At 59.3% G+C, this 14794-nt stretch carries 18 protein-coding genes; 12 read left to right on the plus strand and 6 right to left on the minus strand.

Going from position 1 to position 14794, the window contains the following annotated elements; genetic code table 11:
* Window positions 1-62: 62 nt before the first annotated feature.
* From DBP26_RS18940 to DBP26_RS18965, 6 genes are all read left to right on the plus strand, one after another.
* A complete protein-coding gene (locus tag DBP26_RS18940; RefSeq protein WP_108239140.1) occupies window positions 63-650 on the plus strand; it encodes an antibiotic biosynthesis monooxygenase in 588 nt (195 codons plus the stop codon).
* 290 nt (window positions 651-940) lie between these two features.
* Complete coding sequence (gene folM / locus DBP26_RS18945) at window positions 941-1651, plus strand: dihydromonapterin reductase (RefSeq protein WP_108239139.1); 711 nt, start codon at window positions 941-943, stop codon at window positions 1649-1651.
* 21 nt (window positions 1652-1672) lie between these two features.
* Window positions 1673-2233 (plus strand): GTP cyclohydrolase I FolE, encoded by a 561-nt coding sequence (gene folE, locus DBP26_RS18950; protein WP_108239138.1) that lies wholly within the window; start codon window positions 1673-1675, stop codon window positions 2231-2233.
* A gap of 3 nt (window positions 2234-2236) precedes the next feature.
* Entirely contained in the window at window positions 2237-2608 is a 372-nt protein-coding gene (gene folX, locus DBP26_RS18955; RefSeq protein ID WP_108239137.1) for a dihydroneopterin triphosphate 2'-epimerase, read from the plus strand.
* A gap of 132 nt (window positions 2609-2740) precedes the next feature.
* Window positions 2741-3037: a DUF1244 domain-containing protein gene (locus DBP26_RS18960; RefSeq protein ID WP_108239136.1), complete on the plus strand. Its 297-nt coding sequence runs from the start codon at window positions 2741-2743 to the stop codon at window positions 3035-3037.
* A complete protein-coding gene (locus DBP26_RS18965) occupies window positions 3030-3371 on the plus strand; it encodes a HopJ type III effector protein (RefSeq protein WP_108239135.1) in 342 nt (113 codons plus the stop codon). The genes DBP26_RS18960 and DBP26_RS18965 overlap by 8 nt, the downstream gene beginning before the upstream one ends.
* 86 nt (window positions 3372-3457) lie before the next feature.
* On the opposite strand, the gene trxB is transcribed toward DBP26_RS18965, so the two are convergent.
* Together trxB and DBP26_RS18975 are read right to left on the minus strand one after the other, a co-directional pair.
* Window positions 3458-4420 carry a thioredoxin-disulfide reductase gene (gene trxB, locus DBP26_RS18970; RefSeq protein WP_108239134.1) on the minus strand — a complete coding sequence of 321 codons (963 nt, stop codon included), beginning with the start codon at window positions 4418-4420 and terminating at the stop codon, window positions 3458-3460.
* A 159-nt stretch (window positions 4421-4579) separates the two neighbouring features.
* Complete coding sequence (locus DBP26_RS18975) at window positions 4580-5179, minus strand: peroxiredoxin (RefSeq protein WP_108239133.1); 600 nt, start codon at window positions 5177-5179, stop codon at window positions 4580-4582.
* A 261-nt stretch (window positions 5180-5440) separates the two neighbouring features.
* Here DBP26_RS18975 and cysZ point away from each other — a divergent pair, with 261 nt between their 5' ends.
* On the plus strand, window positions 5441-6193 hold the full coding sequence (gene cysZ, locus DBP26_RS18980; RefSeq protein ID WP_108239132.1) for a sulfate transporter CysZ: 753 nt from the start codon (window positions 5441-5443) through the stop codon (window positions 6191-6193).
* 32 nt (window positions 6194-6225) lie between these two features.
* On the opposite strand, the gene DBP26_RS18985 is transcribed toward cysZ, so the two are convergent.
* Window positions 6226-6834: a hypothetical protein gene (locus DBP26_RS18985; RefSeq protein WP_108239131.1), complete on the minus strand. Its 609-nt coding sequence runs from the start codon at window positions 6832-6834 to the stop codon at window positions 6226-6228.
* A 165-nt stretch (window positions 6835-6999) separates the two neighbouring features.
* Here DBP26_RS18985 and DBP26_RS18990 point away from each other — a divergent pair, with 165 nt between their 5' ends.
* Together DBP26_RS18990 and DBP26_RS18995 are read left to right on the plus strand one after the other, a co-directional pair.
* Window positions 7000-7299 carry a hypothetical protein gene (locus tag DBP26_RS18990; protein WP_146749651.1) on the plus strand — a complete coding sequence of 100 codons (300 nt, stop codon included), beginning with the start codon at window positions 7000-7002 and terminating at the stop codon, window positions 7297-7299.
* Between the two features lie 116 nt (window positions 7300-7415).
* Window positions 7416-8582 (plus strand): glycosyltransferase family 1 protein, encoded by a 1167-nt coding sequence (locus tag DBP26_RS18995; protein ID WP_108239129.1) that lies wholly within the window; start codon window positions 7416-7418, stop codon window positions 8580-8582.
* Between the two features lie 114 nt (window positions 8583-8696).
* Here the strand turns inward: DBP26_RS18995 and DBP26_RS19000 are convergent, their stop codons facing one another.
* The 3 genes from DBP26_RS19000 to DBP26_RS19010 form a co-directional block, all read right to left on the minus strand.
* Window positions 8697-9800, minus strand: a complete 1104-nt coding sequence (locus tag DBP26_RS19000; protein ID WP_108239128.1) for an NADH:flavin oxidoreductase — start codon at window positions 9798-9800, stop codon at window positions 8697-8699.
* A gap of 222 nt (window positions 9801-10022) precedes the next feature.
* On the minus strand, window positions 10023-10505 hold the full coding sequence (locus DBP26_RS19005; RefSeq protein ID WP_108239127.1) for a glutathione peroxidase: 483 nt from the start codon (window positions 10503-10505) through the stop codon (window positions 10023-10025).
* Window positions 10506-10635: 130 nt separating this feature from the next.
* Window positions 10636-11121: a peptidylprolyl isomerase gene (locus DBP26_RS19010; protein ID WP_108239164.1), complete on the minus strand. Its 486-nt coding sequence runs from the start codon at window positions 11119-11121 to the stop codon at window positions 10636-10638.
* Here DBP26_RS19010 and DBP26_RS19015 point away from each other — a divergent pair.
* From DBP26_RS19015 to DBP26_RS19025, 3 genes are all read left to right on the plus strand, one after another.
* Entirely contained in the window at window positions 11090-11470 is a 381-nt protein-coding gene (locus DBP26_RS19015) for a DUF3565 domain-containing protein (protein ID WP_108239126.1), read from the plus strand. The genes DBP26_RS19010 and DBP26_RS19015 overlap by 32 nt on opposite strands.
* A 210-nt stretch (window positions 11471-11680) precedes the next feature.
* Window positions 11681-13774 (plus strand): phosphate acetyltransferase, encoded by a 2094-nt coding sequence (gene pta / locus DBP26_RS19020; RefSeq protein ID WP_108239125.1) that lies wholly within the window; start codon window positions 11681-11683, stop codon window positions 13772-13774.
* 80 nt (window positions 13775-13854) lie between these two features.
* Window positions 13855-14754 (plus strand): acyltransferase, encoded by a 900-nt coding sequence (locus DBP26_RS19025; RefSeq protein ID WP_108239124.1) that lies wholly within the window; start codon window positions 13855-13857, stop codon window positions 14752-14754.
* The last annotated feature ends 40 nt before the right edge of the window (window positions 14755-14794 follow it).

Consider the following 14794-nt stretch of genomic DNA (forward strand, 5'->3'; position numbering starts at 1 on the left):
CCCGGCGCTGCGCCATGTGATTTCCCTACCCGGGAATCTCACTCGTCTACCGGAGATACACAATGTCTACGTCCCCCGTCACGCTGATGGTTGCGCGTCGCGTCGCCCATGGCCGCTATCAGGAACTGATTGCCTGGCTGCACGAAGGCGAGCAACTGGCTACCGACTTTCCCGGCTACCTGGGCTCAGGTGTGCTCGCACCGCCGCCGGGCGACGACGAATTTCAGATCATTTTCCGTTTCGCCGATGAAGCCACCATGCACGCTTGGGAGCATTCTGCGTCCCGACGCTCCTGGTTGGTGCGGGGCAGCGGCCTTTTTGCCAAGAATTCCGTCCACCGGGTGCGCGGCATGGACGGGTGGTTCGGCACCGTTGGTCAGCGCCCGCCGCGTTGGAAACAGGCGATTGCGATCTGGCTGGCGTTTTTCCCGGTTTCGCTGATTTTCAACTACGTGCTGGGTCCGTTGCTCAGTCAGTTCGATCTGGCTCCTCGCATCCTGATCAGCACCCTGATCCTGACGCCGTTGATGGTGTTCTGGTTCATCCCTCTCTCGACGCACCTATTGTCTGGATGGCTGCACAGCGCACCCACTGCAGCACCGGCACCTGCGGAATCGGCTCGGCACACTGAGCCTGTCGGTCCTCGTTAGCCCTGAGCGGAGGGCGCTTAAAGCATCGCAGCCACCCTGCGGATGATCGCGCTCGACGATGGACTCACCTTCACGGTCACTGTCATCCGGCAGTGACCGCCGCCCAACGATGCTTGAAGCCACCGTGGTTTCGGCCCGTGGGACGCAAACAAGGCTCCGCTGTTGTGCGCCACTGACCATTGGGTTAATTTTGCCGCTGACGATCGTTTTCTGATGGCTCATTGCTCGCAATGAGCGGCCCAGCCTCAGCGACCGACGCCGTTTCCCTCCCTGATCAAGCGTGAGCTGCCATGGCCTCCTCTTCTGCCCCTGTCCTGATCACTGGCGCAAGCCAGCGCGTCGGTCTGCATTGCGCGCAAAGGCTGCTGGAGGAAGGCGAACGCGTGATCATCAGCTACCGCACCGACCGACCGGCCGTACAGCAACTCAAGGCGTCAGGTGCCACTGCGATACAGGCTGACTTTTCGTCCGAGCAGGGCGTGATGGCCTTTATTTCACAGCTCAAGGAGCGCACAGACAGTTTGCGCGCCATTGTCCACAATGCTTCGCAATGGCAGGCGGAAACCGAAGGCGACGAGGCGCAGGTGTTCCAGAACATGTTCAACGTTCATATGCTCGCGCCGTATCTGATCAACCTGCATTGTGCCGATCTGCTCCGGCGTTCGGAGAGGGCCGACATCATTCACATCGGCGACGACGTGACGCGCAAGGGCAGCCGTAATCACATCGCCTACAGCGCGAGCAAGGCGGGACTCGATAACCTGACGCTGTCCTTCGCCGCACGCTACGCGCCTCGCATCAAGGTCAACGGCATCGCCCCGGCCATGTTGATGTTTCAACCCGACGACGACGCGGCGTACCGCGCCCGCACGCTAGCCAAGTCCGCGCTGGGCGTGGAGCCTGGGCCGGACGTGGTTTACCAGAGCCTGCGCTACCTGCTGGATAATCCCTATGTCACCGGCACTACATTGACCTTAAATGGTGGACGGCACGTCAAGTAGGCCGCCCCAAGGAAACTTTCGATGACCCTGTCATTGCCTCAGCACTACCGCGAAATCCTTGTTGGCCTGGGTGAAGATCCCGAGCGCGAAGGCCTGTTGGATACGCCGAAGCGCGCCGCCAAAGCCATGCAATACCTGTGTCATGGCTACGAACAGACGCTGGAAGAGATCGTTAACGGCGCCCTGTTCGCCTCGGACAACGATGAGATGGTCATCGTCAAGGACATCGAGTTGTACTCGCTGTGCGAACATCATTTGCTGCCTTTCATTGGCAAAGCCCATGTAGCCTACATGCCTACTGGAAAGGTTCTCGGATTATCGAAAATTGCGCGCATCGTCGACATGTTCGCGCGCCGACTGCAGATTCAGGAAAACCTGACCCGCCAGATTGCCGATGCCATCCAGGACGTGACCCAGGCGGCAGGCGTAGCCGTGGTGATCGAGGCCCAGCACATGTGCATGATGATGCGTGGTGTTGAGAAGCAGAATTCGACCATGAACACCTCGGTGATGCTGGGCGCCTTTCGCGCCTCCACCACGACAAGAATGGAATTTTTGCAATTGATCGGACGGAGCAAATAGTCCATGGCAAGACTCGAACCCGGCACTGCGCGCATACGGGTCAAAGACCTGTGCCTGCGCACCTACATCGGTATCAATGAAGAGGAGATCCTCAACAAGCAAGACGTGCTGATCAACCTGACGATCCTCTACGCGGCCCAAGAAGCGGTGCGTGACAACGACATCGACCATGCACTGAATTACCGGACCATCACCAAATCCATCATTCATCACGTTGAAAACAACCGCTTTGCACTGCTGGAACGTCTGACCCAGGAAGTGCTGGATTTGGTAATGGCGCACGAGGCCGTGCAGTACGCCGAGGTCGAAGTCGACAAGCCCCACGCCCTGCGGTTCGCCGAGTCGGTCTCCATTACGCTGGCGGCAGAGCGCTGAGTGATTGGCCTGCAGGCCTTCACGAGGATCGACGGAGCCTGCTTCCAATGACGCAGTGGGCGTCTTGAACCATTGCTCAGCTGCGCTCGGCCTCCTATCATCCGCCCATCTTCTACTCCCTCAGAGCCCATCATGACCGAGCAACAACGCCTCGAACTCGAAGCCGCCGCTTTTCGTCGTCTGGTCGCGCACCTGGACAGCCGCAAGGATGTGCAGAACATCGACCTCATGAACCTGTCCGGTTTCTGCCGCAATTGCCTCTCCAAATGGTACAAGGCCGCCGCTGACGATCGCCAGATCGACATCACCCTCGATGACGCCCGTGAAGTGGTGTACGGCATGCCCTACGGCGAGTGGAAATCCCTCTATCAGAAAGAAGCCAGCGCCGAGCAGCAGGCGGCGTTTGCCAAGGACAAGAAACATGACTGACATGACCGCCCTGCGCGCTCGGCTGAAATCCGGCGACCACGCCTTCGCCGACACCCTCGCCTTCATCGCCGCGCACTACGACTACCAGCCGCAGGCGTTCACCAATGGCCCGGTGGTCAACGCTGCCGGTCAGAACGAAGGCTCTTGCAAGACCCTCGGCCTGGCGCTGCTGGAAGGCTTGAGCGATGAACAGGCTTTGCTGGCCTTTGGCGAACATTACCGTTCCGTGGTGGCGACGCCGGAAGGCAACGACCATGGCAACATTCGTGCGCTGATGGCACATGGTCTAACCGGTGTGAAGTTCAGCGCGCAGCCACTCACCCGCAAGGCCTGACGACAACGCCGATACTGTTGCAGCTCTGCCTGTCCGCAGACAAAAAAACCGGCTCGATGAGCCGGTTTCGTTTTGCACGGGTACGGTCAGAACGAGGCGTTCGCCAAACCGTCCAGATAGCGCTCGACGTCCAGTGCAGCCATGCAACCTGCGCCGGCGGAGGTAATTGCCTGACGATAGACGTGATCCGCCACATCGCCCGCAGCGAAGACACCTTCGACGCTGGTAGCCGTGGCATTGCCTTCACGGCCGCCGTTGACCACCATGTAACCATCCTTCAGCGCCAGTTGGCCCTCGAACAGCGAGGTGTTCGGCGTGTGGCCAATCGCAATGAACACGCCGTCGACCTTCAGTTCGTCGAAGCTGCCGTCATTGTTCTTCAAGCGAGCGCCTGTCACACCCATACCGTCACCCAGCACTTCGTCCAGCGTTGCGTTGAGCTTGAGTTCGATTTTGCCCTCAGCGACACGCGCGTGCAGCTTGTCGATCAGAATCTTCTCGGCGCGGAAGGTGTCGCGACGGTGAACCAGGGTGACTTTGCTGGCGATGTTGGCCAAGTACAACGCTTCTTCCACAGCCGTGTTACCGCCACCGACTACGGCTACCGGCTTGTTGCGGTAGAAAAACCCGTCACAGGTCGCACAGGCCGAGACGCCTTTGCCCATGAACGCTTCTTCCGACGGCAAGCCCAGGTAGCGAGCGCTGGCGCCCGTGGCGATGATCAGCGCATCACAGGTGTAAGTGCCACTGTCGCCCTTGAGACTGAACGGCTTGCCGGCCAGATCCACCGCGTTGATGTGGTCGAAGATGATCTCGGTCTCGAAACGCTCTGCGTGCTCGCGCATGCGCTCCATCAATACCGGGCCGGTCAGCCCATGGGGGTCACCCGGCCAGTTGTCGACTTCAGTGGTAGTGGTCAGCTGACCGCCCGCTTGCATGCCGGTGATCAGCAGAGGTTTGAGGTTGGCGCGGGCAGCGTAAACCGCAGCACTGTAACCGGCAGGGCCGGAGCCGAGGATAATCACTCGGGAATGACGTACATCAGACATGACACACTCCTATCGACCGGCCATCGTTACGGGTGGTCGGAGTTACTGAAATCTGTACCGGCGTACCGGCTGAATAAAAAGGATCGGCGAGTGGCTTCGCACAGCACGCCCGCCCATCCAAAAAATCGTGACGCTGCGGCCTAGACCGCAGCGACCGTGTTACAGGCTCTTGGCGTTCTCAGCCAGGTAATCAGCCACGCCCGAAGCGTCAGCCTTCATGCCTTTCTGGCCTGGACGCCAGCCAGCGGGGCAAACTTCACCGTGCTGTTCGGTGAATTGCAGCGCTTCAACCAGACGTACCATCTCATCAACGTCACGACCCAATGGCAGGTTGTTCACGACCTGGTGCTGAACCACACCGTTCTGGTCGATCAGGAACGAACCGCGCAACGCAACGCCGTCGTCGTGTTCGATACCGTAAGCGCGGGTGATCTCGTGCTTGATGTCAGCGACCATGGTGAACTGGACTTGGCCAATGCCGCCCTTTTCTACCGGGGTGTTGCGCCAGGCGGCGTGGGTGAAATGCGAATCGACGGACACCCCGACCACTTCGACACCCAGTTCGCGGAACTTGGCGACGCGGTTATCGTGGGCGATGATTTCCGACGGGCAAACGAAAGTGAAGTCCAATGGCCAGAAGAACAGAACGACGTATTTGCCACGCAGCGAAGACAACTGAAAGCTATCGACGATCGAGCCGTCACCCAGGACTGCTGCCGCGGTGAAATCAGGGGCTTGTTTGTTTACCAGAACGCTCATCAAAACTCCTTCGAGGTTCAGCGTGAATGGAAATAGGCTTGGAATTTGCCCGCAAGCTTATCGGGGCGGGGAAGATTAAGGAAATATCGTTTCACAATCCAGTTCATAGACCGCCGCTATTCCGACCGGCCGCTGGGCAAGGTTGCTCAATAGACTCTACCCTCGCCAGAGTGTTTCGGCGAATGTCGGAGTGCTGAGGCAGCTTCCGTCGCCGTGACAAAGCCGGTATGGTCGGCCGGATTCCCAAGCCTGGAGGCCCACATGCCTGCACCCGCCCTGTCTGGCCCGCAATACCTGCGTGAAGGCCTTAAACTGGTTCTCAGCCCTGGGCTACGTCTGTTCGTGCTGTTACCGCTGACCATCAACCTGGTGCTGTTCGGCGGCCTGATTTACTTCGCCGGTCACGAATTCAAACTCTGGGTCGATTCATTCATGCCGACGCTGCCCAGTTGGCTGAGCTTTCTTAATTACATCCTCTGGCCGCTGTTCGTCGCGCTGGTCGTCCTGATGGTGTTTTTTACCTTCACCATGATCGCCAACGTCATCGCCGCGCCGTTCAACGGCTTCCTTTCGGAAAAAGTGGAAGTCGTGCTCCGCGGCAAGGATGATTTCCCGGCGTTCAGTTGGGGGGAACTGATCGAGATGATCCCCCGTACCTTGAGCCGGGAAATGCGCAAGCTCGGCTATTTCCTGCCACGCGCCATCGGGCTCTTCATCCTGTCGTGGATCCCCGTGGTCAACATCGTCGCTGCGCCGCTGTGGCTGATTTTCGGCGTCTGGATGATGGCCATTCAGTACATCGACTACCCCGCCGACAATCACAAGATGAGCTGGCAAGACATGCTCGCCTGGCTGCGCGCCAAACGTTGGCAGAGCATGAGCTTTGGCGGGATTGTGTACCTGGCGCTGCTGATCCCTGTGGTCAACATTCTGATGATGCCTGCGGCAGTGGCCGGGGCGACGATGTTTTGGGTCAGGGAGCGAGGGGCGGAGACGCTGGCAGCCAAGATATGACTAAAAAGGCCTCTAACCGAGGCCTTTTTTGATCACATTTTAGCCAAACCGTACGTGTTGGCACCGATCACCAACCATATCAGCAAGCCGATACTGATCCAGATGACATTGCCAACAGTGTAACCGTCATTCGCCAAGCCATTCGGGTCTACATTCACCCGATTAATGAATCCTTGAACTCTTGAGATGATCAAGGTTTGCAGCACCAGTGCTGCCGTCCCCACCATGAAGTCGAGCCAAAGCAAGTTCGGCACATCTTCAGCTCCCGCTGGCTTCAGATACAGGCCATAAACGAGTCCAATAAAAAACGGAGAGACTTGCAGGAGAATCAGCATGGCACTGCTCAATGCCCAATAACGCATACCCGATTTGTCAAAGTTCTTACATGCCCTATCGACTTTGCAAAACAGTGAGGGAGCATAGAAGAACGCCAAGATCGTACGCGCGGTAGGCCAGATCGCACGGCCCGAGTGGTTTCCGTAGTTTTTCCAGTTCTGATAAAACCAGTAAACGGTGTAGAGACCATGCGTCAATAGCATCATCACGATCAGCTTGCGAGGCGCAACCGTGAAAAACTCGGGCTCATCGTTCGTGGCTGGCTGTAGATCAGCCGCAGGCGGCGTATAAAAAACGTTAGACACATCGTTCCCTCGGTGAGTAAGTGCAGCGCATCCTAGCGGTCAAAACCTGCTTTTAATCACCTCCCAAAAAATCAGGACGGTTCCTACAAAAGTCTTCCGAACATCCCACAGCCGAGCTGTTCAACCATGGGCTGGCCCACTCCGGGCGCTCTCATCAGGAGTGTCATGTCTATGGAAATGAATCGTGTCAATACGTCGAACCCGCCTCAGTTCGTGCTGCTGCAACCGAAACCTCAGCCAGAACCCAACGCGCCTAAGTTCCTGCAGGCGCTCGCCGAAGCAGTGGAAACGGTGACATCCACGACTTTGAAAGCGGAACCCGCAAACCTGGCAAGACAACTCAAACCTCGTTGCCATCTGGACTTGGTCAGCTTGAACCCTGTGCAGACGAGTTATGTGTCGGAAGCGGCGGCGCTGGAGCGAGTTGGCAGGTCACGTATTTTGCCGCTCACCGCCGCCGGATAAAGACCGCACCTGTTTTTGAACAATGGTGCATAGCGCTATGCGCCATTGTTCAACCGTCACAAATCCATCACCCAGACGCCACACAAGGGAAACACTGCCCTCTGAAACTGATTGTCATGATGAAGTCCCTGCACATCACGCTGATCACTGAAACCTACGCGCCGGAGATCAACGGCGTGGCCAATACGCTGAGCCGATTGTGCGACGGTTTGCGCACGCGCGGGCACCGGGTGGAGGTGATTCGGCCGCGCCAGAGCGAGGATGAACTGCGGGCGGCCGGGGATGATTTGATGCTATGTCGCGGCTGGCCGATTCCAGGGTATCCCGGCCTGCAATGGGGGCAGTCGTCGATGCACAAACTGCTGAGGCGCTGGCGGCGCAGTCGGCCGGACGTTCTGTATATCGCGACCGAGGGGCCGCTGGGGCTGTCGGCATTACGGGCGGCGCGGCGGTTGCGTATTGCTATCGTCAGCGGCTTTCACACGAACTTCCAGCAGTACACGCGCCAGTATGGCCTGGGGTTCATCACCCGCTTGCTCATTTCTTACCTACGCTGGTTCCACAACCGCTCCAGTGCCACACTGGTCCCGAGTGTCAGTCAGAAAACCGAGCTCGCCCGTCGAGGTTTCGAGCGGTTGGAGCTGCTGGCGCGGGGTGTCGATTGCCAGCTTTTTCACCCCTCACGACGCTCGAACGATCTGCGTGAAACCTGGGGCATGCAGCCCCACGATACGGTCGTATTGCATGTCGGGCGCTTGGCGCCGGAGAAGAACTTGGGTCTGCTCAAGACCAGCTTCGACAGCCTCACCGCTGCCTACCCTGATAAGAGGCTCAAACTGGTCATCGTGGGCGATGGCCCCAGCCGCATGGAGCTAGAGCACCAATTGCCTGAGGCGGTCTTTTGCGGGGCGCAGCGAGGCGAAGCGTTGGCAGTGCACTATGCGTCAGGTGATGTGTTTCTGTTCCCCAGTCTCACCGAGACCTTCGGCAACGTGGTACTCGAAGCGCTGGCCTCGGGGCTAGGCGTGGTGGCGTATGACGAAGCGGCGGCGGCTCAGCACATTCGTCACGGACACAACGGCGCAGTGGCGATGCCGGGCGATGAAGAAGGCTTCATCGATGCGGCGCGCTGGATGCTGGAAGACGATGAGACGCTGCGACGGGTGCGGTTGAACGCTCGCCAACATGCCAGCCGACAAGGCTGGGCGGGGGTGATCGATGCGTTCGAGGATTACTTGCGCACCGCAAGTGAAATGCAGAGCGGGTTGGCGCTGGAGGTGTGATCCAGCGCGCTGCCCCTGTAGAAGCGGGATCCTTCACGAACGTGTCAGACCCGCTTCAACGCCCGCTCACCGCGGGTGACTATCCCCACGCTCAGGTGGCGACAGCTCCGGGAATCACTCGAGCCGGCCCAGCGCATCCCGACTGAACGGGAGGATGTCCTGCTCACGTCCTTCCCGCACTTTGATGGCCCAGTCCGGGTCAACCAGCAGCGCGCGGCCCACCGCCACCAGGTCGAATTCTTCATCGCCCAGTCGCTTGAGCAGGTTCTCCAGACTCGCCGGTTTGGCAACTTTGTCGGTATTGACCATGAACTGAAGGAACTCACCATCCAGACCGACACTGCCCACGGTAATCGTCGGCTTGCCGGTCAGCTTACGCGTCCAACCCGCCAGGTTGAGGTCGGAGCCTTCGAACTCCGGCTCCCAGAAGCGGCGCGTCGAACAGTGGAAAATGTCCACACCTGCGTCCGACAGCGGCTTGAGGAAAGCGTCGAGCGCTTCGGGGGTCTGCACCAGCCGCGCGCTGTAATCCTGCTGCTTCCACTGGGAGTAGCGAAAAATGATGGGGAAATCCGGGCCTACGGCCGCGCGCACCGCTTGAATCAACTCGATGGCGAACCGTGAGCGCTGCGCCAGGTCGCCGCCGTATTCATCGGTGCGCTGGTTGGTCCCCTCCCAGAAGAACTGATCCACGATGTAACCGTGAGCACCGTGAATTTCCACGCCATCCATGCCAATGGCCTTGGCGTCCTTCGCAGCCTGGGCGAATGCCGCGATGACCTCCGCGATGTCTTGCTTGCTCATGCCATGAACGACTACTTGGCCATCTTTGAGCTTTTCAGTCGGGCCATATGCCGGGATGGTCCCATCGGGTTCGGTGCCCAGCCGGCGCACAGCGCCTACGTGCCAGAGTTGCGGAACGATTTTGCCGCCTTCGGCGTGAACCGCCTCGACCACGTTCTTCCAGCCTGCCAATGCGGCCTCGCCGAAGAATTGCGGCACATTCGGGTAGCCGTTGGAGGCCTTGTGGCCGACGGTTGTGCCCTCGGTGATGATCAAGCCCACGCCTGCTGCGGCACGACGGCGGTAATACTCGACCACCTTGGAATTGGGCACGCCTCCCGGCGAAAACGAGCGGGTCATGGGCGCCATCACGACGCGTGTTGGGAGCGCCATGCCACCCATAGTGAAAGGTTTGAACAAGGCTTTGACTGGCATTGGAGCTCCTCGGCGGCCGCAAATATGATGAAGGTCATAAAGCATGAGCCGACGAGACCGCGATGCCTAGCACTATTGATTTGGGTGATTAAGATTCAAAAGCTGATAATCGATCTTGTAGGAGCGCGCTTGCCCGCGATTGCGGTGTGTCAGTTGTTGTGAGTTCAACAGACAGATCGCAATCGCGGGCAAGCGCGCTCCTACAAAAAGGTGCAACAGAGATCAATGCAGCGCCTTTTCAATGGCCTGGATCACGGCGGGGTCATCCGGAGCAGTGCGTGGTGAGAAGCGCGCCAGCACCCGGCCGTCCTGCCCAACGAGAAACTTTTCGAAATTCCAGGTGATATCGCCTGGGAATTCCGCGCCTTCGCCCGCCAGCATTTGATAAAGCCGGTGGCGATGCGGACCATTGACTTCCAGTTTGTCACCCAAGGGGAACGTAACGCCGTAGTTCAGCGAGCAGAACTCCCGGATTTCGTCCTGAGTTCCGGGTTCTTGGCCGGCAAATTGGTTGCACGGCAGCCCGAGAACGCTGAAACCGCGATCTTTGTATTTCTGATAGAGGTTTTCAAGCGCGGCGTATTGTGGCGTGAGGCCGCATTTGGAGGCGACATTGACCACCAGCACCACTTTGCCCTTAAGGGGCGCGAGAGGCAGCTCCTGACCATCCAGAGCTTTTAATTTCAGGTCGTGAAATATACTCATGACGAAACGCCCCCCGCTCTTTGCCTATAACCATCCACCGAAAAAGGCGCCCTGTCGGACCGCGAAAACCCATGGATTTTCGCAAAGCCGCGAGGACGCCTGGCCAGCCATTAGAGCTTAGCAGGACAAATCAGTGGTGATGGCCGCCTTCGCCATGCACATGACCGTGAGCGACCTCTTCCTGGCTGGCGTCGCGAACGGCAACGACCTTGACCTGGAAGTTCAAACGCTGGCCCGCCAATGGATGGTTGCCGTCCACGGTCACATCATCGCCGTCCAGATCACGGATAGTGACGATCTGCATCTGACCATCGGGCGCCGAGGCGTGGAACTGCATGCCGACTTCCAACTCGTCGACGCCTTCGAACATGCTGCGGTTCAGGGTGCTGACCAGCTCTGCGGAGTACTCGCCGTAGGCATCTTCCGGTTCGATAGCCACTTTCAGCTCGTCGCCGACGTCCTTGCCTTCCAGCGCCTTTTCCAGTCCCGGGATGATATTGCCCGAACCATGCAGGTAAACCAGCGGCGCGCCGCCGGACGAACTGTCAATGACCTCACCAGCGTCGTTAGTCAGGGTATAGTCGATGGAGACAGCCTTGTTGGCGGCGATCGGCATGGGTAAGACCTTTTGCAAAAAGAGAGATGAGCGACCAAGTCTAACCAAGCCCTCGCGCGAAAGCGAACGCAACTCAGACGGACGGCCCCGATTGCGCGACCCCGCATTTCCCATAAACGACACCACCGTAACCGGCTTCCGGCAAGACCAGGACGGCCACTGGATCGCTGAACTGTCGTGCGGCCACACCCAGCATTTGCGCCATCAGCCGCCTTGGCAATCGCGGGCATGGGTGCTGGATTCAAAGCAGCGCCAGGAAAAAATTGGCCAGCCCTTTCATTGTGGCTGGTGCGCGCAGGGGGCAGATGACGATAACCTTGCGCCCCAGGCTCCATACGAAAAGTCCTGAGACTCGGTCATGCTGCGTTGAAAACAGCCTCGGAATGCTCATTTACAACCCGTAGATTCCGCTTCTTTGGCTATTTTCGCCTTGCCTTACCTTCGCCTCAGAACATTTCGTACGGAGCCTGACAAGACACTTGAGACGCTGCGTCTGAACGGCGTCCTGTTTCGCCCGGTCCATTGATGACCTTTGCACGCTCACCTTCGAGAAGCCCGCATGCAGACTTTCTTTATCGCGCCCACAGACTTTGGTGTGGGTTTGACGTCCATCAGCCTGGGGCTGGTGAGAACCCTGGAGCGCGCCGGACTCAAAGTCGGCTTTTTCAAACCCATCGCTCAGCCTCATCCGGGCGATCTCGGCCCAGAGCGCTCGACCGAACTGGTGGCGCGCACCCACGGCCTCAGGCCGCCCAAGCCGCTGGCCCTGGCCCACGTCGAGCGTATGCTCGGCGAAGGCCAACTCGACGAGCTGCTGGAGGAGATCATCAATCTTTACCAGCAAGCCTGCGCCGGTCGCGATGTGGTCATTGTCGAAGGAATGGTGCCAACCCGCACGGCCAGCTATGCCGCCCGCGTCAACCTGCATCTGGCCAAGGCGCTGGATGCCGAAGTGATTCTGGTCTCGGCGCCCGAAAACGAAGTGCTCACGGAGCTGTCAGGCCGGGTAGAGCTGCAGGCGCAGATGTTCGGCGGTCCGAAAGACCCAAAAGTGCTGGGTGTGATCCTCAACAAAGTGCGCACCGAGGAAAGCATGGAAGGGTTTTCGGCTCGGCTCAAGGAGCACTCACCGTTATTGCGCAGTGGTGATTTCCGCCTGCTGGGGTGCATCCCGTTTCAGGCTGACCTCAACGCCCCGCGCACGCGAGACGTGGCGGAGTTGCTGGGCGCTCAGGTGATCAATGCGGGCGACTACGAACAGCGTCGCATGTCGAAGATCATCATCTGCGCGCGCACCGTGCTCAATACCTTGCAATTACTCAAACCCGGTGTGCTGGTGGTGACTCCAGGCGATCGCGACGACATCATCCTGGCGGTAAGCATGGCCACCATGAACGGCGTGCCCTTGGCCGGGCTGCTGCTGACCAGCGACACGCATCCCGACCCGCGCCTGATGGAGCTGTGCAGCGGCGCCCTGCAAGCCGGGCTGCCCGTGCTGTCGGTCAGCACCGGCTCGTACGACACCGCCAATCAGCTCAATCAATTGAACAAAGAGATTCCCATCGATGACCGCGAGCGGGCGGAAATCATCACCGACTTCGTCGCCAGCCACCTGGACGCCGCCTGGCTGCATCAACGCTGCGGGACGCCGCGTGAGATGCGCCTCTCGCCCGCCGTGTTCCGCTACCAACTGATTCAGCGCGCCCAGACCGCCAACAAGCGCATCGTGCTGCCCGAGGGCGCCGAACCGTTGACAGTGCAGGCTGCGGCGATCTGTCAGGCGCGGGGGATTGCGCGCTGCGTACTGCTCGCCAAGCCCGAAGACGTCCAGGCCGTTGCACGCGCCCAAGGCATCGAGTTGCCCCCAGGGCTGGAAATCCTCGACCCTGACGCAATTCGCGAGCGCTACGTCCAGCCGATGGTCGAATTGCGTAAAAACAAGAGCCTCAACGCTCCAATGGCCGAGCAGCAACTGGAAGACCCTGTGGTGATCGGCACCGTGATGCTGGCGCTGGACGAAGTGGATGGATTGGTGTCGGGGGTGATCCACTCCACCGCCAATACCATTCGCCCCGCGTTGCAGTTGATCAAGACCGCCCCAGGCTGCACGCTGGTGTCGTCGGTGTTCTTCATGCTTTTCCCCGAACAAGTGCTGGTCTACGGCGACTGCATCATGAACCCGCACCCCACCGCCCAGGAATTGGCGGAAATCGCGGTGCAGAGCGCTGACTCGGCGGTGGCGTTCGGGCTGTCGCCGAGGGTGGCGATGATCAGCTACTCCAGCGGTAATTCAGCCAGCGGCGAGGAAGTGGAAAAGGTCCGTGAAGCCACACAACTGGCGCGGGAAACCCAGCGCGGCCTGCTGATCGACGGCCCATTGCAATACGACGCCGCGGCCAACGAAACCGTCGCTCGGCAACTGGCGCCAGACAGCCCGGTGGCCGGGCGCGCCAACGTGTTCGTGTTCCCGGACCTCAACACTGGCAACACCACCTATAAAGCGGTGCAACGCAGTGCGGATTGCGTCAGCCTGGGCCCGATGCTGCAAGGCCTGCGCAAGCCGGTCAACGACCTGCCACGCGGAGCTCAGGTCGATGACATCGTATACACCATTGCCCTCACGGCCATTCAGGCCGCTACCTTGCCGCAGTAACACCCGCGTGCAGGTTCTTGCTCACAATAACGCCGCCGGGCATCCACCGGCGGCCGTCTTACCTCGGAGTTCGATTTTCCATGAGTTCACTGTCCGCCCCCTTGCGCGGCGTCATCGCCTCGCTGCTGTTGGCGCTCAATACGGTCGTCTGCTGCACACCGCTGTTCATAGTCGCCCTCTTCAAACTCTGCCTGCCCTTCCCGGCCGCACAGAAACTCACTGACTGGCTGATGGGCCACATTCACGAAGCGTGGATCAGCAACAACAATGCCTGGATCAACCTGCTCGGGCGGACCCGCTGGCACCTGAGCGGCCTGGAGGGGCTGGACTATCAACACTCTTACTTGGTAACCAGCAATCACCAGAGCTGGGTCGACATCATGGTGTTGCAGTACGTGCTCAACCGGCGCATTCGCCCGCTGAAATTCTTCCTGAAACAGGAATTGATCTGGGTCCCGGTGATCGGCCTCGCCTGGTGGGCACTGGGTTTTCCTTTCATGAAGCGCTACAGCAAGGCTTATCTGGCAAAGCATCCAGAAAAGAAGGGCAAGGACCTGGAAACCACGCGCCGGACCTGCGCGAAATTTCGCGACAACCCGGTGGGCATTTTCAATTTCGTTGAAGGCACCCGCTTCACCCCAGCCAAACACGCTCAACAGCAGTCGCCGTTTCGTTATTTGCTGAAACCCAAGGCCGGTGGCATTGCTTTCGTACTGGACGCAATGGGTGAACAACTGGAATCCATCGTCAACGTTACCCTCCACTACCCGGCAGGTCGGCCTGGGTATTGGGACCTGCTATGCGGGCGGGTGCGCGAAGTGGTCGCGCATTTCGAAGAGGTGCATATCCCTGCCCAGTTCATCGGCAAGAGCTACGATCAGGACGAGGCCTACCGTGCGGCGTTCCAGCAATGGATCAACGGGTTGTGGCAAGAGAAGGATGCGTTGCTGGAGCAGATGCATCAGCGTTATCCCCGCTGACTCCCCAGCGCCGCCTGGCGCGCCAATCTCGCGTTGCGCC

This window comes from Pseudomonas sp. RIT409 (assembly GCF_003052515.2).
Classification (GTDB): Bacteria; Pseudomonadota; Gammaproteobacteria; order Pseudomonadales; family Pseudomonadaceae; genus Aquipseudomonas.

Coding starts and splice junctions, on each gene's coding strand:
- folE (WP_108239138.1), top strand. CDS start 1,673: ATGACCCTGTCATTGCCTCAGCACTACCGCGAAATCCTTGTTGGCCTG.
- DBP26_RS18975 (WP_108239133.1), bottom strand. CDS start 5,179: ATGAGCGTTCTGGTAAACAAACAAGCCCCTGATTTCACCGCGGCAGCA.
- DBP26_RS19005 (WP_108239127.1), bottom strand. CDS start 10,505: ATGAGTATATTTCACGACCTGAAATTAAAAGCTCTGGATGGTCAGGAG.
- DBP26_RS18995 (WP_108239129.1), top strand. CDS start 7,416: ATGATGAAGTCCCTGCACATCACGCTGATCACTGAAACCTACGCGCCG.
- folM (WP_108239139.1), top strand. CDS start 941: ATGGCCTCCTCTTCTGCCCCTGTCCTGATCACTGGCGCAAGCCAGCGC.
- folX (WP_108239137.1), top strand. CDS start 2,237: ATGGCAAGACTCGAACCCGGCACTGCGCGCATACGGGTCAAAGACCTG.
- DBP26_RS19010 (WP_108239164.1), bottom strand. CDS start 11,121: ATGCCGATCGCCGCCAACAAGGCTGTCTCCATCGACTATACCCTGACT.
- DBP26_RS19015 (WP_108239126.1), top strand. CDS start 11,090: ATGGAGACAGCCTTGTTGGCGGCGATCGGCATGGGTAAGACCTTTTGC.
- trxB (WP_108239134.1), bottom strand. CDS start 4,420: ATGTCTGATGTACGTCATTCCCGAGTGATTATCCTCGGCTCCGGCCCT.
- pta (WP_108239125.1), top strand. CDS start 11,681: ATGCAGACTTTCTTTATCGCGCCCACAGACTTTGGTGTGGGTTTGACG.
- DBP26_RS19000 (WP_108239128.1), bottom strand. CDS start 9,800: ATGCCAGTCAAAGCCTTGTTCAAACCTTTCACTATGGGTGGCATGGCG.
- DBP26_RS18990 (WP_146749651.1), top strand. CDS start 7,000: ATGTCTATGGAAATGAATCGTGTCAATACGTCGAACCCGCCTCAGTTC.
- cysZ (WP_108239132.1), top strand. CDS start 5,441: ATGCCTGCACCCGCCCTGTCTGGCCCGCAATACCTGCGTGAAGGCCTT.
- DBP26_RS18960 (WP_108239136.1), top strand. CDS start 2,741: ATGACCGAGCAACAACGCCTCGAACTCGAAGCCGCCGCTTTTCGTCGT.
- DBP26_RS18965 (WP_108239135.1), top strand. CDS start 3,030: ATGACTGACATGACCGCCCTGCGCGCTCGGCTGAAATCCGGCGACCAC.
- DBP26_RS18940 (WP_108239140.1), top strand. CDS start 63: ATGTCTACGTCCCCCGTCACGCTGATGGTTGCGCGTCGCGTCGCCCAT.
- DBP26_RS19025 (WP_108239124.1), top strand. CDS start 13,855: ATGAGTTCACTGTCCGCCCCCTTGCGCGGCGTCATCGCCTCGCTGCTG.